General features: G+C 68.3%; 20 protein-coding genes. 15 read left to right on the forward strand and 5 right to left on the reverse strand.

What is annotated here, in order from left to right:
- The first annotated feature begins 79 nt into the window (after positions 1-79).
- On the forward strand, positions 80-2005 hold the full coding sequence (locus tag ACWA14_RS06305; RefSeq protein ID WP_463796857.1) for a GDSL-type esterase/lipase family protein: 1926 nt from the start codon (positions 80-82) through the stop codon (positions 2003-2005).
- Positions 2006-2014: 9 nt separating this feature from the next.
- Here ACWA14_RS06305 and ACWA14_RS06310 read toward each other — a convergent pair whose 3' ends face one another.
- Positions 2015-3493, reverse strand: coding sequence for an HNH endonuclease signature motif containing protein (locus ACWA14_RS06310; RefSeq protein WP_463796858.1), 1479 nt, complete (start codon positions 3491-3493; stop codon positions 2015-2017).
- 189 nt (positions 3494-3682) lie between these two features.
- Positions 3683-4993 carry a UDP-glucose dehydrogenase family protein gene (locus tag ACWA14_RS06315; RefSeq protein WP_463796860.1) on the reverse strand — a complete coding sequence of 437 codons (1311 nt, stop codon included), beginning with the start codon at positions 4991-4993 and terminating at the stop codon, positions 3683-3685.
- Positions 4994-5358: 365 nt separating this feature from the next.
- Here ACWA14_RS06315 and ACWA14_RS06320 point away from each other — a divergent pair, with 365 nt between their 5' ends.
- The 5 genes from ACWA14_RS06320 to ACWA14_RS06340 all read left to right on the forward strand — a co-directional run bounded on the left by ACWA14_RS06320 (position 5359) and on the right by ACWA14_RS06340 (position 10780).
- Positions 5359-7635, forward strand: coding sequence for a polyribonucleotide nucleotidyltransferase (locus ACWA14_RS06320; protein ID WP_463796862.1), 2277 nt, complete (start codon positions 5359-5361; stop codon positions 7633-7635).
- A 211-nt stretch (positions 7636-7846) separates the two neighbouring features.
- Positions 7847-8875 carry an aldo/keto reductase gene (locus ACWA14_RS06325; protein ID WP_463796864.1) on the forward strand — a complete coding sequence of 343 codons (1029 nt, stop codon included), beginning with the start codon at positions 7847-7849 and terminating at the stop codon, positions 8873-8875.
- A gap of 69 nt (positions 8876-8944) precedes the next feature.
- A complete protein-coding gene (locus tag ACWA14_RS06330) occupies positions 8945-9547 on the forward strand; it encodes a histidine phosphatase family protein (RefSeq protein WP_463796866.1) in 603 nt (200 codons plus the stop codon).
- Between the two features lie 58 nt (positions 9548-9605).
- Entirely contained in the window at positions 9606-10346 is a 741-nt protein-coding gene (gene dapB, locus ACWA14_RS06335; protein ID WP_463796868.1) for a 4-hydroxy-tetrahydrodipicolinate reductase, read from the forward strand.
- Positions 10343-10780: a hypothetical protein gene (locus ACWA14_RS06340; RefSeq protein WP_463796870.1), complete on the forward strand. Its 438-nt coding sequence runs from the start codon at positions 10343-10345 to the stop codon at positions 10778-10780. Before dapB ends, ACWA14_RS06340 begins: the two co-directional genes overlap by 4 nt.
- Before the next feature lie 10 nt (positions 10781-10790).
- Here the strand turns inward: ACWA14_RS06340 and ACWA14_RS06345 are convergent, their stop codons facing one another.
- The 3 genes from ACWA14_RS06345 to ACWA14_RS06355 form a co-directional block, all read right to left on the reverse strand.
- Positions 10791-11216: an OsmC family peroxiredoxin gene (locus ACWA14_RS06345; RefSeq protein ID WP_463796873.1), complete on the reverse strand. Its 426-nt coding sequence runs from the start codon at positions 11214-11216 to the stop codon at positions 10791-10793.
- An 85-nt stretch (positions 11217-11301) separates the two neighbouring features.
- Positions 11302-11880 (reverse strand): DUF4395 family protein, encoded by a 579-nt coding sequence (locus tag ACWA14_RS06350; RefSeq protein ID WP_463796875.1) that lies wholly within the window; start codon positions 11878-11880, stop codon positions 11302-11304.
- 22 nt (positions 11881-11902) lie between these two features.
- The gene (locus ACWA14_RS06355; protein WP_463796878.1) at positions 11903-12316 is read right to left on the reverse strand and encodes a thioredoxin family protein; all 414 of its coding nucleotides are present in this window, start codon (positions 12314-12316) and stop codon (positions 11903-11905) included.
- Between the two features lie 118 nt (positions 12317-12434).
- On the opposite strand from ACWA14_RS06355, the gene ACWA14_RS06360 reads away from it, so the two are divergent.
- From ACWA14_RS06360 to ACWA14_RS06400, 9 genes are all read left to right on the forward strand, one after another.
- On the forward strand, positions 12435-13244 hold the full coding sequence (locus ACWA14_RS06360; protein WP_463796880.1) for a thymidylate synthase: 810 nt from the start codon (positions 12435-12437) through the stop codon (positions 13242-13244).
- Positions 13241-13738, forward strand: coding sequence for a dihydrofolate reductase (locus ACWA14_RS06365; RefSeq protein WP_463796882.1), 498 nt, complete (start codon positions 13241-13243; stop codon positions 13736-13738). Before ACWA14_RS06360 ends, ACWA14_RS06365 begins: the two co-directional genes overlap by 4 nt.
- Complete coding sequence (locus tag ACWA14_RS06370) at positions 13738-14499, forward strand: SDR family NAD(P)-dependent oxidoreductase (protein ID WP_463796884.1); 762 nt, start codon at positions 13738-13740, stop codon at positions 14497-14499. The genes ACWA14_RS06365 and ACWA14_RS06370 overlap by 1 nt, the downstream gene beginning before the upstream one ends.
- Positions 14500-14613: 114 nt before the next feature.
- Entirely contained in the window at positions 14614-15591 is a 978-nt protein-coding gene (gene dapA, locus ACWA14_RS06375; RefSeq protein ID WP_463796886.1) for a 4-hydroxy-tetrahydrodipicolinate synthase, read from the forward strand.
- 53 nt (positions 15592-15644) lie between these two features.
- Positions 15645-17321, forward strand: coding sequence for a ribonuclease J (locus tag ACWA14_RS06380; protein WP_463796888.1), 1677 nt, complete (start codon positions 15645-15647; stop codon positions 17319-17321).
- Between the two features lie 79 nt (positions 17322-17400).
- A complete protein-coding gene (locus tag ACWA14_RS06385) occupies positions 17401-17895 on the forward strand; it encodes an N-acetyltransferase family protein (RefSeq protein WP_463796890.1) in 495 nt (164 codons plus the stop codon).
- A 73-nt stretch (positions 17896-17968) separates the two neighbouring features.
- Positions 17969-20701, forward strand: coding sequence for a DNA translocase FtsK (locus ACWA14_RS06390; protein ID WP_463796892.1), 2733 nt, complete (start codon positions 17969-17971; stop codon positions 20699-20701).
- A complete protein-coding gene (gene pgsA, locus ACWA14_RS06395; protein ID WP_463796894.1) occupies positions 20701-21276 on the forward strand; it encodes a CDP-diacylglycerol--glycerol-3-phosphate 3-phosphatidyltransferase in 576 nt (191 codons plus the stop codon). Before ACWA14_RS06390 ends, pgsA begins: the two co-directional genes overlap by 1 nt.
- The gene (locus ACWA14_RS06400; RefSeq protein ID WP_463796896.1) at positions 21273-21764 is read left to right on the forward strand and encodes a CinA family protein; all 492 of its coding nucleotides are present in this window, start codon (positions 21273-21275) and stop codon (positions 21762-21764) included. Before pgsA ends, ACWA14_RS06400 begins: the two co-directional genes overlap by 4 nt.
- The last annotated feature ends 89 nt before the right edge of the window (positions 21765-21853 follow it).

Below are 21853 nucleotides of genomic sequence, written 5' to 3' on the forward strand. Positions count from 1 at the left end.
GAACATCTGGTGCTCGCCCCCGATTTCGGCGCTTCCCGGTCGTCGGCGCCGTCATCCTGGGCAGGTGAGAATCGCCATCGTGACGGAGTCCTTCCTTCCCCACATGAACGGTGTCACCGGATCGGTCCTCCAGATCCTGAGTCACCTCGAGCGAACGGGTCATCAGGCGCACGTGATCGCTCCCGCCGCGCACGGGATGCCCAGCGAGGTCGCCGGAGCCGGCGTCGAGGCGATCCCCAGCCTGGCGCTCCCCGGTTATCGCAGCGTTCGCGTGGGGACCTCGCCCGCCTACCGGGTCGCCGCGTCTCTGCAGCGCTTCCGACCCGACATCGTGCACCTCGCCTCACCGTTCGCACTCGGCTGGCGGGGCGTTCTCGCGGCCGAGCGCCTGTCGGTGCCCTCGGTGGCGGCCTACCAGACCGATGTCGCGGCGTACACCGAGCGCTATGGCATCGCCGCGACCACCCACATCGCCCAGACGCACATCGCTCGGCTGCACCGACGCGCGACGCTCACGCTCGCTCCCTCCGGCGAGTCCGCTCAGCAGCTCGAGCGGTGGGGCGTCGACCGGCTGCGACGCTGGGGGAGAGGCGTCGACGCCGAGCGATTCCGGCCGGAGCGTCGAGACACCGCTCTGCGTGCCTCGTGGGGAGCGGATGTGGTGATCGGCTACGTCGGACGGCTGGCCCCGGAGAAGCAGGTCGAGGACCTCGCGATCCTGCAGTCCATTCCCGGGGCGCGACTGGTGATCGTCGGAGACGGACCGAGCAGAGCGCGCTTGGAGGCGTTGCTTCCCCAGGCACTCTTTCTGGGTCAGCTCAGTGGAGACGCGCTCGCCGCGGCGATGGCCTCGTTCGATGTCTTCGTGCACCCGGGGGAGAGCGAGACCTTCGGCCAGACGCTGCAGGAGGCGCATGCCAGCGGGGTGCCCGTGGTCGCGACGGGACGCGGTGGCCCCCTCGACCTCGTACGGATGGGAATCGACGGCTGGCTGTACCGCCCGGGAGATCGGGAGGACCTACGGATGCGCGTCGCCGACCTCACCGGAGACGCCCGCAAGCGACGTGCTTTCGGGACGGCCGGCCACCAGGCGGTTCAATCGCGATCATGGGGGAGCGTCTGCGATCAGCTTCTCGGCCACTATGAGGAGGCACGGGAGCTGCAGGGCGTCGACACGGCGCTGCGTGCTCGCCGCAGCGTGCGTCCGGAACCGTCGCGGCAGGCCCCGCCGCGGCGGTGGCAGCGCTACGTCGCTCTCGGCGACTCCCTGACCGAGGGACTCTGTGACCCGGCACCGGACGGTGCTCTGCGCGGGTGGGCGGACCGACTCGCACTCCTGCTCGCGGCTCGGGGCGGTCTGCACTACGCCAACCTGGCGATCCGTTCCAAGCGGGTGTCGGATGTCTGCGGCTCGCAACTGGAGCGGGCCCTCGCGTTGCGTCCCGACCTCGTCTCGATCCTGATCGGAGCGAACGATCTGGTGAAGCACCGCGTCGACATCCCGGCGCTCGCCGCGCGGGTGGAGGATGCGGTCACCCGCCTGCGCGCGACCGGCGCGGACGTGCTCCTGCTCACACCGTTCCTCCCGGATCGGCGCGCGGCGGTGATCTACACCGCACGCTTCGCGGCATTCGCAACCGCGCTCGCCGGAGTCGCCACCCGCACGGGCGCGATCCTGATCGACACCGATCTCCACCCGACTCTCGGCGAGCGACCGAACTGGGGAGAGGACCTGGTGCACCTCAGCAGTCGCGGCCACCGCTTCCTCGCCTATCGTGCGGGGGAGGTGCTCGGGGTGCCGCACGCCGATGCGCTCGGACTGCTCGATGCCGCGCTGCACGAGCATGAGCGCATCAGTACAGGCATCTGGTGGCGTCGTCACGCACTGCCCTGGGTCTGGCGTCGGCTGCACGGCAGGGCAGCGGGGGACGGCCGCTCGGCCAAGCACGACGACTACGTGTATCTCGGCCGCTCGTCCGCGTCGCAGGGCGTGTCCGTGGGGTAGCGACCGCCTTCACCCGGTGAGGGTGGTAGGGAGCAGGGGTCGGGGTGTGCGCCATCGTCGGGCGGGGTCCCACCACGCCGGCCCCCGCACGTGTGGGACCCCGTTGGTCATGCGGATCTCCCATCCGCTGGTGTCGAGGGTGCGGTGGTGGTGCCAGCACAGGGCGACTCCGTTGTCGGTGTGGGTGGGGCCGCCGCGGGCGTGTTCGTCGACGTGGTGGATCTCGCACCAGGACGCGGGGACGTGACACCCGGGGATGAGGCATTCCTTGTCGCGGAGGGTGATCGCCCGTCTCTGGTGCACGGTGAAGATCCGGTCGGTGACCCCGATGCCGACGATCCGGCCGTCGGGGTCGAACAGCACCCGCTGCACCGTCCCGCCACACGCCGTGTGTGCCGCGGTGGCGACGGACACCGGGGTGTCGATGCCGTCGACGTGCGCCCATCCGCGCCCGGTCGCGTAGTCTTCCGCGGTCACGGACACGGTCAGTGTCGGTGCGGCGCCGCCGAGTCGGGGCATGTCGTCGTGGCGGGCTGCGATCCCGAGGGCGGCGGCGAGGGCGTCGTGCTGTTTCTGTGCCCGGGTACGGGTGTCGATCATCCCGCCCGCGTCGTCAGCGGGGAGAGTGACGTCGTCGTCAAACTTGTCCGCACCGAATGTCGAGTCCTCATCATCGCCTGAGGGCGTGAATTGCACACCCGGGAGGGGTGGTCCGTCGACTTTCGGGTTCAAGTACGCGTCCCAGATGCGCTGCATCTGCGCGGCGACTTCCGGGAGCAGGTCCCCCTGGAGCGGGATGAGTCCGTTCTTCTCCCGCCCGAACCGCACCCCACGTCCGCGCATCGCCGTCTCCGCGGAGGGCTTGGCGCCGTCGGGGTCGAGATACGCCATGATCACCCGGGCGCACAACCGCAAGTCCTCCGGCGTCGCCGGCGGGGCGACGTCACCATCGACGGCATCCTCGCCGTCATCGTCTGCCGCTGTCATTCCGCGCGCCAGGTCCGCCAACTGCGCGTCCGCCTGCATCCGCTCCTCGACGGTGATCCGCCGCCCCGCCGTCAGAATCGGCCCCGTCGCGGCCGCGAACCCCGACACCCCGATCACGCCGTCCATGAGCGCCTCCCGCAGCGCCGGGAACAACGCCGGCTGCCACCCACCGGTCGAGAAGTTCAGCTCCCGGTGCACCCCGGCGGCGACCTTCACCACTCGTGCCGCTTCCCGCCCGTCCACGCGCAGGACCCGCTGGAGAAGTTCGTTCATGGTCGCGCACCCGAACAACCCGCAGAACCCCGGAGTTCCCGAACCGGCTGGAATCGAGGGCACCGTCGCCACGGTCTCCACCACCACGGCGTCCAAGAGCCGCTGGATCTCACCCGCCTGCCGCAACAGCTCCATCTTCTCGGCATCCGACAGCGCCGCGATCGCATCGGTGGGCACACGACCACGGCCGTTCACGACCCGATCGATGATCCCCGCAGCACTGTTCATACCCCCCAGTCAACCCCCGACCACCGACATTCGAACCCCGAAAAGCCCAGCTCAAGGCAGTATTCTGATACTCCAACCGACCCGGCCCGAAAAGCGTCGAGCGGCCCCTCTGCGTGCCCAGCCGAACCGTCCCTCTGCGTGCCCAGCCGCACCCGTTCCCCGGCACCCACACCACCCGTTCCGCGGCGCTCAGCGGCGCCCCATTCCGCGATAGTCCCACCCGGCAGCGCGCCACGCCTCGGGGTCCAGGCAATTTCGCCCGTCGATCACGATCTGGCGCCGTACGAGCCCGGCGGCATGCGATGGCGTCAGATCGCGTCGGTACTCGTCCCACTCCGTGACCACGAGCACGGCATCGGCCTCACGGAGTGCTTCATCGCGATCACGGGAGTATTCGAGCTGAGGGTGCAGGGCCGCCGCATTCGTGATCGCGGCGGGATCGGTCACCACCACGTCCGCGCCGAGCCCTCGCAGGCGCACGGCGACCTCGAGAGCGGGGGAGTCGCGGATATCGTCGCTGAACGGTTTGAAGGCGGCTCCCAGCACAGCGATGCGCCGGCCGAAGACCGTCCCGCCGAGGGCGTCGATCACCAACTGCACTGCGTGGTCGCGCCGACGGAGGTTGATCTTGTCGACCTCTCGGAGGAAGCCGACGGCTTCGCCCCGCCCGAGTTCTTCCGCCCGAGCCGTGAAGGAGCGGATGTCCTTCGGGAGGCATCCGCCGCCGAAGCCGATCCCCGAACCCAGATAACGACGACCGATGCGGGTGTCGTATCCCAGAGCGTCGGCGAGGAGGGCGACGTCGGCCCCGGATGCGTCGGCGATCTCCGCCATCGCGTTGATGAAAGAGATCTTCGTGGCCAGGAAGGCGTTCGCGGCGCCCTTGACCAGCTCGGCCGTCGCGAGGTCCGTCACGAGGTACGGCGTCCCTCCGTCCACAGCGGGCGCGTAGACCTCGGCCAGCACCGACGACGCCTCTGCTCCCTGCGCCCCGTCGGGCACGCCGACCACGATGCGATCCGGCGTGAGCGTGTCGTGCACGGCCCACCCCTCTCGCAGGAACTCGGGGTTCCAGACGAGCGTCGCCCCGCTCTCCGCCACCCGTTCGGACAGGCGTGCCGCCGTCCCCACAGGGACCGTCGACTTCCCGGCCACGACATCCCCTGGCCCCAGGTGGGGGAGCAAGGCGTCGATGGCGGCGTCCACGAAACGCAGGTCGGCGGCGTGGCCCCCGGAGATCTGCGGTGTGCCCACAGCGACGAAGTGCACGCGAGCACCACGGGCATCCTCCATGTGCGTGCTGAAGCGAAGTCGATCGGAGGCCAGACCCGACCGGAGCAGCTGCGAGAGCTGAGGCTCGAAGAAGGGCGCGGTGCCCTCCGAGAGGCTGGCCACCTTGCCTTCGTCGACGTCGATCCCCACCACGTCGTGTCCGATCGAGGCCATGGCTGCGGCGTGCACGGCACCGAGGTACCCGCAACCGATCACTGACATGCGCATGTTCACAGCAGAGCCGACCCCGCGTGCCGCGAAGCAACGCGGATGTGAACAGTGCGTGGCTGCCCGATGTCGGAATCGCGGGAAGCAGGCGGATCAGGGGATTTTCGGGCCGCGCTGGTAGTGTGGACGGGGTTGCATTGCGTCAACCGATCCAATTTCACATCGAATCATGGAGCGATCGGCAGAGAGCTGGTCCCCTGTGGTGGGTTCCTCGGCGTTCGGCGCCGGGTGGCATTCCACTGGTGGCCAGCGTAGGTGAGATTCGCGGGAATGCCCGCGCGCCCGTATCGGCTGCATCCGCTCCTTCATGAATGCGCTCGCGCGTCACACGGATTCGCGAGTCTAAACAAAGAAGGAGAGACCTCTTGGAAGGTCCTGAAATCACCGCCACCGAGGCCGTTCTCGACAACGGCCGCTTCGGCACCCGCACCATCCGCTTCGAGACCGGCCGCCTCGCGCAGCAGGCTCAGGGCGCAGTCGCCGCGTACCTCGACGGCGAGACCATGCTCCTCTCGGCCACCAGCGCAGGCAAGCACCCGCGCGAGGGCTTCGACTTCTTCCCGCTGACGGTCGATGTCGAGGAGCGCTCCTACGCCGCAGGCAAGATCCCCGGCTCGTTCTTCCGTCGTGAGGGTCGTCCCTCCACCGAGGCGATCCTCGTCTGCCGTCTGATCGACCGTCCGCTGCGGCCGTCGTTCGTCGGCGGTCTGCGCAACGAGGTCCAGATCGTCATCTCGGTCCTCTCGATCGCTCCCGGCGAGTTCTACGATGCTCTCGCCATCAACGCCGCTTCCGCGTCGACGCAGATCTCCGGTCTGCCGTTCTCCGGTCCGGTCGCCGGTGTGCGTCTCGCGCTCATCCCCGGCAACGGCGAGCAGGCCGACCAGTGGGTCGCCTTCCCGACCGCGGAGCAGGTCTCCGAGGCCGTGTTCGACCTGATCGTCGCCGGTCGTGTCGTCACCAAGTCCGACGGAACCGAAGACGTCGCGATCATGATGGTCGAGGCCGAGGCCACCGAGGGCAGCTGGAACCTGATCAAGGCCGGCGCCACGAAGCCGAATGAGGACGTCGTCGCACAGGGCCTCGAGGCCTCGAAGCCGTTCATCGCCCAGCTGGTGAAGGCGCAGGCCGAACTCGCCGCCACCGCGTCGAAGGAGCCGGGCGTTTACCCGGTCTTCCCCGCGTACAGCAGCGAGGTCTACGACTTCGTCGCGGAGCGTTCCTACGACGACCTGGTGGGCGTCTACCAGATCGCCGACAAGACCGAGCGTCAGAACGCCGACGACGCGATCAAGGATCGCGTCAAGGCTCAGCTCATCGAGGCCACCGAGTCGGGCTCGCTCCCGGCCGCGGCTCCGCTCGAGTTCTCTGCGGCGTACAAGTCCGTGACGAAGAAGATCGTCCGCGGTCGCATCCTCAAGGACAGCGTGCGCATCGACGGTCGTGGACTGGCGGACATCCGTCCGCTCGACGCCGAGGTGCAGGTCATCCCGCGCGTGCACGGTTCCGCCATCTTCCAGCGCGGCGAGACCCAGATCCTGGGTGTCACCACGCTGAACATGCTCAAGATGGAGCAGCAGATCGATTCGCTGTCTCCCGTCACGAGCAAGCGTTACATGCACCACTACAACTTCCCGCCGTACTCGACCGGTGAGACCGGCCGTGTCGGTTCGCCGAAGCGTCGCGAAATCGGGCACGGCTTCCTCGCCGAGCGCGCACTCGTGCCGGTGCTGCCGAGCCGCGAGGAGTTCCCGTACGCGATCCGTCAGGTGTCCGAGGCGCTGAGCTCCAACGGCTCCACGTCGATGGGCTCCGTCTGCGCATCGACCCTGTCGCTGCTGAACGCGGGTGTGCCGCTGCGCGCTCCCGTCGCCGGCATCGCCATGGGCCTGGTGTCGGACGAGGTCGACGGCGAGACCCGCTACGCGGCGCTGACCGACATCCTGGGTGCGGAAGACGCTCTCGGCGACATGGACTTCAAGGTCGCGGGTACGAGTGAGTTCATCACCGCCATCCAGCTCGACACGAAGCTCGACGGCATCCCGACGTCGGTTCTCGCCGGTGCGCTCACGCAGGCCCGCGATGCGCGTCTCACGATCCTCAACGTCCTGAACTCCGCGATCGACGCTCCTGACGAGATGGCGCCGACCGCGCCGCGCGTCATCAGCGTGCAGATCCCGGTCGACAAGATCGGCGAGCTGATCGGCCCGAAGGGCAAGACGATCAACGCGATCCAGGATGAGACGGGCGCGCAGATCTCCATCGAGGAGGACGGCACCGTCTACATCGGTGCGACCGATGGTCCTTCGGCCGAGGCCGCTCGTGCCCAGGTCAACGCGATCGCCAACCCGACCAACCCCGAGGTCGGGGAGCAGTTCCTCGGCACCGTCGTGAAGATCGCCACCTTCGGTGCGTTCGTCTCGCTGCTGCCGGGCAAGGACGGACTGCTGCACGTCACCGAGGTGCGCAAGCTCGCCGGTGGCAAGCGCGTCGAGAACGTCGACGACGTCCTCTCGGTCGGCCAGAAGATCCTCGTGAAGATCACGAAGATCGACGACCGCGGCAAGCTCTCGCTCGAGCCCGTCATCGATGAGGCTCCCGCAGCGGATGCCGCACCGGTCGACGAGGCCGCAGCCGAGTAATCCCCTCACGATCAGAACCCGGGGTCTCCGAGAGGAGGCCCCGGGTTCTGTCGTATCCGATGTGATCAAACCGTTACGGGAAGTTCCCGCGCCGTTCCCCGGATTGGCCGGCGCGACCGCGGATCTCGCTTACCCTCGAAGTACGCACCGGGGGGTGCAGGATCAGCAGGTACGCAGATCGGTGAGCATCGATCGACGCGGGGGTGAGGGTATGCGGTTGTTCGGCGTAGGCGCAGGAGCAGCGGAGGATCGCGCCCAGACGACGGCCGCGGAGCATCCGTCCGCGCCCATCCCGATCGTCGGCCCCGGAATAGGGGAGTCGATCCGAGTCCCCCTGGGCGAGACCGGATTCGAGACCTTCCCGCTGATGCTCGGTGCCGCCGAGTTCGGGTGGAACATCGACCTCGAGACCAGCCACGCGATCCTCGATCGCTACGTGGAGTTCGGCGGTAACGCCGTGCACACGGCCGACGGCTTCTCCGGCGGCCGCAGTGAGCACATCATCGGTCAGTGGCTGCGGTCCCGCGGGTTGCGCGACAACGCCCTGTTGAGCGTGCGCATCGGATCGCATGCCGACAACCCCGGGCTCGGCTCGGTGAACCTGGTGCGCGCGGTGGAGGGATCCCTCACTCGCCTGGGCGTCGAACGCGTCGACGTGCTCCACCTCGACGCGACACTCGACAGCACGACCAACCTCGAGGACACGCTCGCGACGGTGGAGTGGTTGCGGGATGCCGGCAAGGTGGGTGCCATCGGCGCCTTCGGCTTCGCTCCGGAACGCCTCGTCGAGGCCCGTATCCTCGCTTCGGCCGGATACCCGCGCATCGAGGTCATCGACACGCCGTACAATCTGCTCCGTCGTCAGCCGTTCGAGGGCGATCTTCGTCTGGTCGCCGGTGCGCAGAATCTGGCCGTGACCCCGTCGCACGCGCTCGAACACGGCTTCCTGTCGGGGGCTCATCGTCGGAAGGCGGCGACGTCGCAGGGTGTGCGCGGCGAGCAGCTGCGCGGACACCTGAATCGCCGTGGCATCAAGATCCTGCGGGCGCTCGATCAGGTCGCCGAGGAGCTGTCGGTTCCGGTGGCGGCGGTCTCGATCGCCTGGCTCCTCGCGCAGCGCACCATCGCGGCACCGATCGTGAACACGTTCGCGACCGACCACGTCGACGAGCTCATGCAGGGTGCGGGAGTCCTGCTGTCGCGCGCGCAGGTGACCGAGCTCACCCGGGCAGGGAACTGAGCACCGTCCGACCCGTGACATAGGGTGGAAGAGACGCCGGGCAGAGGTCGGCGATGAAGCGAGCGGGTTGTGACGCACTACATATATCTGGTCAGGCATGGTGAGCATCAGGATGCCGAGTACGGTCTCGCCGACGGACCCCTCTCGCCTCGGGGGCAGCGCCAGGCCGAGCTGATCGCCGATCGGCTGTCCGGCCTTCCCCTCGACCGTGTGTGGCATTCGCCGCTGCTGCGGGCGAACGAGACGGCGAGGGCGATCTCCGCGCGTCTCCCGTCCGTCGACCCCCAGCCGACCGCGTTGCTCTTCGACTGCGTCCCCACCGGCATGACGGACGACACGCCGTCCGCGTACGAGCCCTTCTTCGGCTCGATCACCGACGCCGAGATCGAGGCCGGCGGTGCGCAGATGTACGACGCCGTGAACGAGTTCCTCGTCCGCAAGAACGGCGACGTGCACGAGGTGCTCATCACCCACAACTTCGTGATCTCCTGGTTCGTCCGCGAAGTGCTCGGCGCCCCGGAATGGCGATGGATGACCCTCAATCAGGCGCACTGCGGGCTGACGGTCATCGCGCAGAAGCAGGGTCGGCCGTGGACTCTGCTGACCCACAACGACACCGGGCACCTCCCGTTCGAGATGCGCACGGGAATCCCCGACCCGCTGCCGGTCTGACGCCCGGCCCTCCGCGCGTCCGCGGCAGAGGCGTGCTCGCGCTCTCTAGACTGGCTCCATGACCACCCAGGTAGCCCTCGTCGGCGGAACCGGAAAGCTCGGCCAGATCATCCACGGGGTGATCGACGAGCTCGACGGGTTCGAGGTGGGCCGCGTGCTCTCCTCGCGCAGCGACCTCTCGGAACTCGCGGGTGCGGATCTGGTCGTCGACGCCTCGACCCCGCAAGTGAGCATCGATGTGGTGCGAACCGCCGTCGAGCACGGCATCAACGTGCTCGTCGCGACCTCCGGGTGGTCGGCGGAGCGTATCTCTCTGGTGCGTCCTCTCGTCAACGCCGCCGGGACGGGCGTGGTCTTCATCCCGAACTTCTCGCTCGGCTCCGTTCTCGGCTCCGCCCTGGCTGCTGCTGCCGCGCCCTTCTTCGGATCCGCCGAGATCGTCGAAGCTCATCGCGAGACCAAGATCGATTCGCCCAGTGGCACCGCGGTGCGCACCGCGGAGTTGCTGGCCGCGGCCCGCGCGGAGCAGGGCCCCGTGAGCGCGCCCCACGCGGACCAGCGCGCCCGCGGACAGCAGGTCGGCAGCGTGCCGATCCACTCGCTACGTCGCCCCGGGGTGATCGCCAAGCAGGAGGTCATCCTCGCCGGACCGGGCGAGTCGCTGACCTTCACGCATGACACGATCGATCCGGCGCTCGCGTACGCCCCGGGAATCCGCCTCGCCGTGCCGTTCGCGGTGCACGCGACGGGGGTCGTCGTCGGCCTGGAGAACATGATCGACATCGGTCTCGGGGCATGATCCCGCGGATCGGCGTCGGTGTCATGGCCGTGTGCCTGGCGCTGTACATCGTGGTCGTCGGTCAGCGGGCCGTGCTGATGCTGACGACGGGGGAGCCCATCGCGATCGCGATCGGGGTCGCCCTGCTGGTGATGCCTCTCGTCGGTGCCTGGGCGCTCATCCGCGAGATGCAGTTCGGCTTCGCTGCTGACCGTCTGGGCAAGACGCTCGATGCCGAGGGGGGGATGCCGGAGGCGGAGACGGAGCTGACCCCGAGCGGACGTCTGGCCCGTGAGGACGCCGATCCGATGGTCGCGCGCTATGTCGCGGAGGCCGAAGCGGCGCCGACCGATTGGCGGGCGCGGTTCCGTCTCGGGGTCGTGCAGGACGCTGCGGGCCGTCGTAAGGATGCCCGAGCCAGCATCCGTGAGGCGATCCGCCTCTCGCGCTCCTGAGCCGGCCGGTTCAGGCCAGCGTCGCCTCGAGGGTGATCTCGATGCCTGCGAGAGCCTGAGAGACGGGGCACCCGGTCTTGGCCTCGTTCGCGAGGTCCTGGAAAGCCTCGGGAGAGAGCCCCGGAACCACGGCGTTGACGTTCAGGTGGCTGCCGGTGATGCCGACGCCGGGCTTGAAGGTCACCGATGCGCTGGTGTTCACACGCTCGGGCGGAGTGCCGTTCTCGCTCAGGGCATGCGACAGGGCCATGCTGAAGCAGGAGGCGTGCGCGGCGGCGATCAGTTCTTCCGGTGTGGTGGTGGTGTCGCTGCCCTCGCTGCGCGCCTTCCAGTCGATCGGGAAGGTGCCGAGATTCGACGACGAGAAAGCGACGGTGCCCGAGCCCTCCGCGAGGGATCCGGTCCAGGTCGTGGTCGCTTCGCTGGTGACGGGCATGATTCCTCCGGTTCTCGCGCTCTGCTCGGTGCGCAGTGCGCGTCGTCGCCAGCCTAGCGATCGTGCGGAACGAGTGATACCGCCGTCAGGTGGCGGAGACGGTCCGCCCGACGAGCCCTGCACGCTGCAGGAGGAGGTACATCTGGCAACCGAGGCAGTACGAGAACGCCGCGTTCAGGAACGCGGCGAGGAACGCTGCTGCGGTGGCGATCGGCAGAGCCCACGGGACTCCGACGAGATGAAGGATCAGTCCGACGCTCACGACGACGAGCCCGACGCCCTGAGAGAACCGGGGAGGTCGCGGATCCTCGAGCTCGACGGGTGGTGAGAGCCGCGGCCGGACGAAGCGCCGGAACAGCACGCCCCAGGGTGCCGTGCGCGGCGAGACCACGCTCCACAGGAAGAGCAGCGCGATGATCGCGGTGAGGAGGAACCCCGGATCGAGGACCCGCTGGCCCAGGGGAGCGAGACCGATCGCCCAGTCGCTTCCCGCGGGGAATCGTGCGTCGGCCAGCGGCTGATACGCGAACCAGCCGAACGTGGCCGGGCTGCGTGAGGTCGAGATCCCGATCAACGCCAGGAAGGTCGCCGCCAGCAGCAGCACGGCGGTGATGGTCGCCGCGAACCGAGGACCACGGGGGTCGATTCCTGTGAGGGTGCTCATGATCGGCTCCGGTCTCCGCGCCTCAGACGGCGGCGAGGGCGTGGGTCAGGGCGTCCCGCTGGGGGACGCCGTGGAATCGGGCGAGGACGGCACCGTCGGGGTCGACGAGGAAGGTCGTCGGAGTCTGGAGCACCCGGTAGCGCTGCGACAGCTCGGGCCGGTGCGTCAGGTCCACCTCGAGGTGGTGCACCCCGTCACGCTCCTCCGTGTACTCGCGGAGCAGTCGCCGCACCTGCGGGCACCGGGTGCACATCTCGGTGCTGAACTGCACGAGCGTCGCACGGCTGCCGAGAGGCGCGGAGTCGACATCCTGGGGGTCGAAGCGCTGGGTTCCCCCCTCGCGCCGGCGCCCGTCGCGGCGGCGCAGCACCAGGCCGATCGCCGTGGCGAGCGCGAGGAGCGCAGCCGCGATCGCCAGTGCGAGAACAGGTGACATGCGTCGAGATTACGCGGCCGGGAGCGGGACGGGGGCCGATGTTTCGGATCGTGACGACGTGCAGCCGGTCGGGACGTCCTCAGCCCGTCGCACTCGTGAGGGAGGTATCGTGGCAGTCATGAGCGCAGCCGTCCCGACGCCGTACGAAGACCTCCTCCGAGACGTGCTGCAGAACGGCACCCGGAAGTCCGATCGCACGGGCACCGGCACCACGAGTGTGTTCGGCCGACAGATCCGTTTCGACCTCGCCGAGGGGTTCCCGCTGATCACGACAAAGCGCGTGCACTTCAAGTCCATCGCGTACGAGCTGCTCTGGTTCCTCCGCGGCGACTCGAACGTGCGCTGGCTGCAGGAGAACGGCGTCACCATCTGGGACGAGTGGGCGGATGACTCCGGAGACCTGGGCCCCGTCTACGGCGTGCAGTGGCGTTCGTGGCCGACGCCCGACGGGGACAGCATCGATCAGCTCTCCGATGTCATCGAGCAGATCCGGCACACGCCCGATTCGCGCCGGCTCATCGTGTCCGCCTGGAACCCGGCCGACATCCCCGACATGGCTCTCGCTCCGTGTCACGCGCTGTTCCAGTTCTACGTCGCCGACGGCAGACTCTCCTGCCAGCTGTACCAGCGCAGCGCCGACCTCTTCCTCGGCGTCCCCTTCAACATCGCGTCGTACGCACTGTTGACGCTGATGGTCGCGCAGCAGGTGGGTCTCGAGCCCGGCGACTTCGTGTGGACCGGTGGCGACTGCCACATCTATGACAACCACCTCGAGCAGGTGCGCGAGCAGCTGACGCGCGATGCGTACCCGGCGCCCGCGCTCTCATTCGCGCGGACGCCCGAGTCGATCCTCGACTACCGGTACGAGGACTTCGTGATCGAGGGTTACCAGCACCACCCGGCGATCCGGGCGGCGGTGGCGGTATGACCGCGTCACCCGCGGTGCCGATCATGGTCGGCCTGATCTGGGCCGAGGCGAAGGGCGGGGTCATCGGGGCCGAGGGCGGGATGCCCTGGCACGTGCCCGAGGACCTCGCGCACTTCAAGGAGGTCACTCTGGGCGCGCCCGTGGTCATGGGTCGCAAGACCTGGGACTCGTTGCCCGAGCGGTTCCGTCCGCTCGCCGGCCGCGAGAACATCGTCGTCACCCGTCAGCAGGACTGGGCTGCTGAGGGCGCGCGGCGGGCCGCCACTGTGGCGGAAGCCGTTCGCGGGCAGGACCGTGTCTGGATCATCGGCGGCGCGGAGATCTTCCGCCAGATCATCGGCGATGCCGACAGGCTGGAGGTCACGGAGCTCGATCTCGATGTCGCGGGAGACACCTACGCGCCGGCCAAGACGGGGTGGCGCCTGGTCGACGAGGGGGAGTGGCAGACCTCGCGCTCCGGTGTGCGCTACCGATTCCTGGGATACGAGCGCTGATGCCGAACGCACTGATCACGGGTGCGAGCGCCGGACTCGGCGCGGAGTTCGCGCGCCAACTCGCCCGCCGCGGAGCCGACCTCGTGCTGGTGGCGCGCACGCGCGAGGCGCTCGACGACGTCGCTGCCGAGTTGCGCGGCTCGTTCGGCGTCGCGGTCGAGGTACTCGTCGCCGATCTCGCCGACGACGCCGGGGTCGCGCGCGTGGCCGAGCGGCTGAGCGACCGCGCCGATCCGATCGATCTGCTGATCAACAACGCGGGTTTCGGCCTGCCCCTGACCTTCGCCGACAACGACATCGACGACGAGGTGCGCCATCTCCGCGTGCACGTGGAGGCATCGATGCGTCTGATGCACGCGGCACTGCAGGTCATGCGCGGACGCGGGGGTCGCATCATCAACGTGGCCTCGGTCGCCGGCTTCATCTCGCGCTCGACGTACTCCGCCTGCAAGGCCTGGCTGATCGGATTCAGCCGCTGGGCGAACGCCGAGTACGCGCGCGACGGAGTCAGCGTGACCGCTCTGTGTCCCGGGTTCACCCACACCAGCTTCCACGAGCGCATGGGTCTCCCGGTCGGCGAGGAGGGCGTTCCCGGCGTGATGTGGCTGAATGCGCGGGATGTCGTGCGCGAAGGTCTGCGGGATGCTGCGCTCGGAAGGGCGGTGTCGATTCCCTCTCTCCGGTACAAGGCGATCGTCCTGGTGGCAGGTCTGCTGCCGAGCGCGGTCACCTCACGCATCGCGCGGCGCGGACGCGTCTGACGGGACGGCCGCCGCGGCGGTGCCCGATCGCCCGCCGTCGCGGGCGGTGGCGCTCGCTCCCCGCGTGGGCGAGCATCGACGCGAGAGCGGCATCCGAGGCGATACGCTGGAGCCATGACGCACTCGGGCAACCCCTTCGGACAGGTTCTCGTCGCGCTCGTCACTCCGATGACGGCCGACGGCGAAGTCGATTGGCCCGCCGTCGAGAAGCACATCGACGATGTGATCACCGCAGGCGCCGATGGCATCGTGGTGACGGGAACGACCGGTGAGACCTCGACGCTGACCGACCCGGAGAAGCTGAAGCTCGTCGAGGTCGGCAAGTCCGTCGCAGCGGGACGCGCGAAGATCATCACGGGCGGCGGCTCGAATGAGACCGCGCACGCGATCGAGCTCTACAAGGCGAGCGAACGGGCCGGGGCCGACGGCATCATGATCGTCACCCCGTACTACAACAAGCCCACGCAGGCGGGCATCCTCACCCACTTCCGTCTCGTCGCCGACGCCACGGATCTCCCGGTGATCCTCTACGACATCCCCGGCCGCACCGGCGTGCCCATCAAGTACGAGACGATCCTCCGGCTGGCGAAGCACCCCAACATCCTCGCGGTCAAGGACGCCAAGGGCGACTTCTCCGAGGTCAGCCGCGTGCTCAACCAGACCGACCTGATGTACTTCTCGGGCGACGACGCCAATGCGCTGCCCCACCTCGCGATCGGGGCGACCGGGCTGATCGGTGTCACCGCCAATGTGGCGGCGGCTCCGTACCGTACGATCATCGACGCCGTGAATGCCGGAGACCTGGCCACCGCGACCGCGGAGCACAAGCGCCTCGAGCCGCTCGTGCGAGCCGTGATGACTCACGTGCCCGGCACCGTCGCGGCGAAGTACATCCTGCACGGTCTCGGCCGCATCTCGAGCCCGCGCGTCCGTCTGCCCCTGGTCGGCCCGGAGGAATGGGAGGCTGCGCTCATCGAAGACGAGCTCGACCTCGTCGCCGGTGTCGCCGGAGCCGACTTCTCGAACTTCCGCCCTGACCGCAATGCGGCTGCGGGCGGCGCCCTGCCGAAGGTGCACGGCACGACGCGCTGAGTCGCGTCCCCATGAACGAACGGACGCGCACTGCGTCCGACTGAGGAGACACCATGTCCATCCCCATCGCAGATCCCGCAGTTCTCGACGAAGGGACCCTGCGCGTCACACCGCTCGGCGGTCTCGGCGAGATCGGTCGGAACATGACCATCTTCGAGTACGACGGCAAGATCCTGATCGTCGACTGCGGCGTGCTCTTCCCGGAAGAGCACCAGCCCGGTGTCGATCTGATCCTTCCCGACTTCGAGCCGATCCGTGACCGCCTCGACGACATCGTCGGCGTCGTGCTCACGCACGGTCACGAGGACCACATCGGCGCCGTGCCGTATCTGCTGCGTCTCAAGAGCGACATCCCCCTGATCGGCTCGGGGCTGACCCTGGCGCTCGTCGAGGCGAAGCTCAAGGAACACCGCATCAAGGCCTTCACCCTCACCGTCAAGGAGGGACAGGAGGAGCGCGTCGGCCCGTTCGACCTCGAGTTCGTCGCCGTCAACCACTCCATCCCGGATGCCCTCGCCGTCGCGATCCGCACGCCCGCGGGCATGGTCCTCGCGACCGGCGACTTCAAGATGGATCAGCTGCCGCTCGACGGACGCATCACGGATCTGCGCGCCTTCGCGCGACTCGGCGAGGAGGGGGTCGACCTCTTCCTGGTCGACTCGACCAATGCCGATGTCCCCGGGTTCACGCCCACCGAGCGCTCGATCGGGCCGGTCCTCGACCAGGTCATCGCCAAGGCTCCGCGCCGGGTGATCGTGGCGAGCTTCTCGAGCCACGTGCACCGCGTGCAGCAGGTGATCGACGCGGCATACGCGAACGGTCGTCGCGTGGCCTTCCTCGGCCGCAGCATGGTCCGCAACATGACGATCGCCGAGCAGCTGGGCTATCTCAAGGTGCCGTCCGGAGTGCTCATCGACTACCGCAAGGCGCGCGATCTGCCGGACGACCAGATCGTCTACATGTCCACGGGGTCGCAGGGTGAGCCGATGGCCGTGCTCAGCCGGATGGCGAACCTCGACCACGCGATCGAGGTCAGCGAGGGCGACACCGTCATCCTCGCGTCGAGCCTGATCCCCGGAAACGAGAACGCGGTGTACCGCGTCATCGACGGCCTCACGAAGCTCGGTGCGAACGTGGTTCACAAGGCCAACGCCAAGGTGCACGTGTCGGGCCACGCGGCGGCAGGGGAGCTCATCTACTGCTACAACATCCTCAAGCCCAAGAACGTGCTGCCCGTGCACGGCGAGTACCGCCACCTGATCGCGAACGCGAAGCTCGCTCAGGACACCGGCATCCCGGCCGAGCGCACGATCATCGCCTCAAACGGCACGGTGATCGATCTCAAGGACGGCACCGCTCGAGTGGCCGGGCAGCTCGACCTGGGCTTCGTGTACGTCGATGGCTCCACAGTCGGTGCGATCACGGATGCCGATCTCAAGGATCGTCGGATCCTCGCGGAAGAGGGCTTCATCTCGGTCATCGTCGTGGTGGATGCTGCGACCGGCCGCATCATCTCCGGGCCGGAGATCCACGCGCGCGGCGTCGCCGAGGACGATGCGGTGTTCGACGACGTGACGCCGAAGATCGTCGCGGCGCTGAAGGAGGCTGCGGGCAACGGCGTGCGCGACACTCACGCGCTGTCTCAGGTCATCCGCCGCACGATCGGTCGATGGGTCAACCAGAAGCTCCGCCGCCGTCCGATGATCGTGCCGCTCGTCATCGAGGCCTGAGGCCGAGCGGCCGGAACGGGCGGAAGCACTCTCGGGCGTCCGTCATCCGGACGTAACACCCGGGTCCTATGCTCGCGTCATGTCCATGGGATTCTCCACCCGACGCGCGTCGCAGGCCGACGGCGTGTTCCTGGGCGACATGATCGTCGAGGCCGCCAACTGGCGTGCCGGCGGAGCCCGGCCGCGGCACGAGGTCCTGACCTCGGCCGAGCATCGGCGCTACCTCGCCGGCTGGAAGCAGGCGGCGGACGACGGACTGATCGCGATGGCCGTGGATGGTGAGTCCATCGGCGCCGCGTGGTATCGGATGCTGCCTCAGGACCGCCCCGGATTCGGTTACGTCGGGGTGGCGGTGCCCGAGCTCATCATCGGTGTGCATCCGTTGTGGCGCGCCAGAGGTGTCGGGAGGTCGCTTCTGCGCGAACTCGTGCAGCTCGCGGGCGCGCAGGGGCATGCGCGGATCTGCCTGAGCGTGGAGAAGGACAACTTCGCGCGGAACCTCTATCGTTCCGAGGGGTTCGTCATCTCGGAGGAGGGTCCGCTGCGAGACACCATGGTGCGCCGAACGCGCTGAGATCCCCTCCGGAGATCACCGCAAAGCCGCGTCATTGCGGGCGAATGTCGGCCCAGGGCCGTAACGTGAGGGCATGGCCAGGAGCACCACGAAATCCGCGCGCGCGTCTGAGAGCGCACCGGCTCGCCCGAAGAGGCAGGCCGCTCCGAAGGCACAGCCGGCGCCGAAGAAGTACATCGATCAGGCCGACAAGCCTCCGGTGGCGGTCCGCGCGTGGGGCGGAGTGGCGCACGGCGTCGGCGGCCTCTTCCGCGCGTTCGGTCCGGAGAACCTGCAGAAGGACGACCGTCGGGACGGCTTCCCGTTCCTGCTCGTCCTGCTCGCGATCCTCGGAGCGGTGAACGAATGGTTCTTCATCGGCAACGAGGTCGCGGCGAACATCAGCGCGTACTCGGTCGGAGCGCTCGTCGGACGCGTGGCCTTCGTCATGCCGGTGCTGCTCCTCCTCTTGGCCGGCTGGTTGTTCCGCCACCCCTCATCCGTGCACGACAACGGACGGATCGGCATCGGTTTCGGCCTGTTCATCCTCTCCCTGGCGGGCTTCTGCCATGTGGCGGCGGGCGTTCCCGACAGCACGGGCGCGCTCACTCGCGCTCAGCCGAGAGAGGGGATGTTGGCCCTCAGCGAGGCAGGCGGACTGTTCGGATGGATGCTCGGCGAGCCGCTGGCGTTCCTCACCCCCGTCGTCGCCTACATCGTGCTCTCGCTGCTCGCCGTGCTCGCCGTGCTGATTCTCACCAAGACGCCGCCGAACCGCATCGGTGCTCGTCTGGGCGATCTCTACGCCTGGATGTTCGACGCCGAGCGCGTCGAGAAGTCGGCGAAGGACTCCACCGCGGTCGACGAGGCCGACAAGGTGGACGACCCCGACGTGCTGCCCTGGTGGCGGCGCAACAAGACCGGACGCGAGGAAGACCCCGACGAGGGCACTCTGGGCTCGGATGACATCACCGCGCTGCTCTCCACCAATGAGCCGACTCCGGCCTACGACCAGGCGGTGGTGGTCGAGAACCCGTACGACGCCGCCACCGAGGTGCTCTCCGACGTCCGCTCGGTCACGGACTCGCTGGCGGAACAGCAGAGCACCGCTCTGCTCGACGACGAGTCCGACACGGGCGAGATGCCCGAGCTCCCCGGACTCGACGGTTTCGGCACCGAAGGACCGGGGGAGCGCGGGCCGCAGGCTCCTGTGACTCCGTACATCCTTCCCTCTCCGGGACTTCTGGTGGAGGGCCCGCCGCCCGTGGTGCGGTCCGAGGCGACCGACAAGGTGATCGAACAGATCACCAGCGTCCTCTCCCAGTTCAAGGTCGACGCGAAGGTGACCGGCTTCTCCCGCGGCCCGACGGTCACGCAATACGAGGTCGAGGTCGGTCACGGCGTCAAGGTCGAGAAGATCCTGCAACTGAGCAACAACTTCGCGTACGCCGTCGCCTCGAACGACGTCCGCATCCTCTCGCCCATCCCCGGCAAGAGCGCGATCGGGATCGAGATCCCGAACGCCGACAAGGAGATGGTCGCGCTCGGCGACGTGCTGCGCTCCCCGGCGGCGCAGAAGAGCACCCACCCGATGACGATCGGCGTCGGCAAGGACGTCGGCGGGAACATCGTCATCGCGAACCTGGCGAAGATGCCCCACCTGCTCGTGGCCGGTTCGACCGGTTCCGGTAAGTCCAGCTTCGTCAACTCCATGATCACGAGCCTGCTGATGCGCGCGCGCCCGGCCGATGTGCGCATGGTGCTGATCGATCCGAAGCGGGTCGAGCTCACGAGCTATGCCGGCGTGCCGCACCTGATCACTCCGATCATCACGAACCCGAAGAAGGCCGCCGAGGCGCTTCAGTGGGTCGTGAAGGAGATGGACATGCGGTACGACGACCTCGCGTCGTTCGGGTTCCGACACATCGACGACTTCAATCGAGCGGTGCGAGCAGGTGAGGTCGTGCTTCCGGTCGGGAGCGAGCGCGTCCTCAAGCCTTACCCCTACCTCCTGGTCGTGGTCGACGAGCTCGCCGACCTGATGATGGTGGCACCGCGCGACGTCGAGGACTCGATCGTGCGCATCACCCAGCTCGCCCGTGCATCCGGCATCCACCTCGTGCTGGCCACTCAGCGACCCAGCGTCGACGTCGTCACCGGCCTGATCAAGGCCAACGTGCCCTCACGGCTGGCCTTCGCCGTCACGAGCGTCACCGACAGCCGCGTGATCCTCGACAGTCCGGGCGCCGACAAACTGATCGGCCAGGGCGATGCGCTGTTCTCTCCGATGGGTTCGTCGAAGCCGTTCCGTCTCCAGGGTGCCTGGGTCGACGAGAAGGAGATCGACGCCGTCGTCAAGCACGTCACCAGGCAGGCGCGGCCGGAGTACCGAGCCGATGTGCAGGAGTCGACAGAGGCCCGCAAGAAGGACGTCGACGAGGACATCGGAGACGATCTCGAGCTCCTGCTCGCAGCCGCCGAGCTCATCGTGTCGTCGCAGTTCGGCTCGACGTCGATGCTCCAGCGGAAGCTTCGTGTCGGCTTCGCGAAGGCCGGCCGGCTGATGGACCTCCTGGAGTCCCGCGAGATCGTCGGCCCCTCCGAGGGGTCGAAGGCGCGCGACGTCCTCGCGACCGCCGAGCAGCTCCCGCAGGTGATGGCGAGGCTGCGCGGAGAGGAGACCCCGGCAGCCCCGGCGACACCGTCGGTGACGTCCGCGTCCGCGGCTCCGGCCTTCACGGACCCGACCGAGGCGCAGTTCGAGGGACTTCCCGTGGTGGAGGCCGAGGGCGACGAAGACGCCTGGGGCCTGACGGGGCGCGACTGATGGGCATTCCGCGGCAGCTTCCCAACGCGATCACGATCGTCCGCATCCCCCTCGCCGTCGTCTTCTTCGTGCTGCTCCTCCTGGGGGGCACGTTCGGGATCCCGGACCCCGGCATCCGCTGGGCGGCGGGCATCCTCTTCATCATCGCGATCTCCACGGACTGGGTCGACGGCTACCTCGCCCGGCGATACGACATCGTGAGCGACTTCGGGAAGCTCTGGGACCCGATCGCCGACAAGCTCCTGACCGGGTCCGGATTCATCGGTCTCGCGATCCTCGGAGAGGTCCCCTGGTGGATCGTGATCCTCATCCTCGTGCGCGAGTGGGGGATCACCGTCCATCGCCTCGTGGTGGCGAAAGAACATGTCGTCGCGGCCGCGTGGATGGGAAAGCTCAAGACCGCCGTGCAGGCCGTCGCCCTCGGCTGGGCACTGCTGCCGCTGCACCAGGTCTTCGGACTCGGGGCGTGGAAGACGACGACGACCGTGCTCATGGTCATCGTCCTCGTGCTCACGATCGCGAGCGGGATCGACTACATCGTGGCTCAGGTGCGCGGCTCGCGTCGGACGTCATGACGTCGTCCGTGCCGTCGGCCGTCATCGAGGCGTTGCAGCGGCGCGGCTGGTCATTGGGCGTCGCAGAGTCTCTGACGGGCGGTGCTGTCAGCGCTGAGCTGGTCTCGGTCGCAGGTGCCTCGTCGGTGTTGCGTGGCGCCGTGGTGGCATATGCCACTCCGCTCAAGGTGTCACTGCTGGGAGTCGACGCCGCGCTGCTCGCGCAGACAGGCCCTGTCCATCCCGAGATCGCGGTCCAGATGGCCGAGGGTGTGCGGCGAGCAGTGGCGATCGACGGACGCGACGCCGAGGTGGGCATCTCCACCACGGGGATCGCGGGACCCGCATCTCCCGACGGGCAGCCGGTGGGCACCGTGCACGTCGGGGTGGCGACTCCCGTGACCAGCTTCTCGGTGCCGCTTCACCTCGTGGGCGACCGTGCACAGATCCGTGCCGCGTCGGTGGACGCGGTGCTTTCCGCGTTGCTCGAGGCATTGGGGAATAGCTGAACCGCCGACGCCGTTGTTCGTGATGTGTTCACATTCAAACCACAGAGTGAAACGGTAGATTCTGTGAAAGCCAGGAGGACTAGACTGGC

Source organism: Microbacterium sp. TW_SC_2 (genome assembly GCF_055361165.1).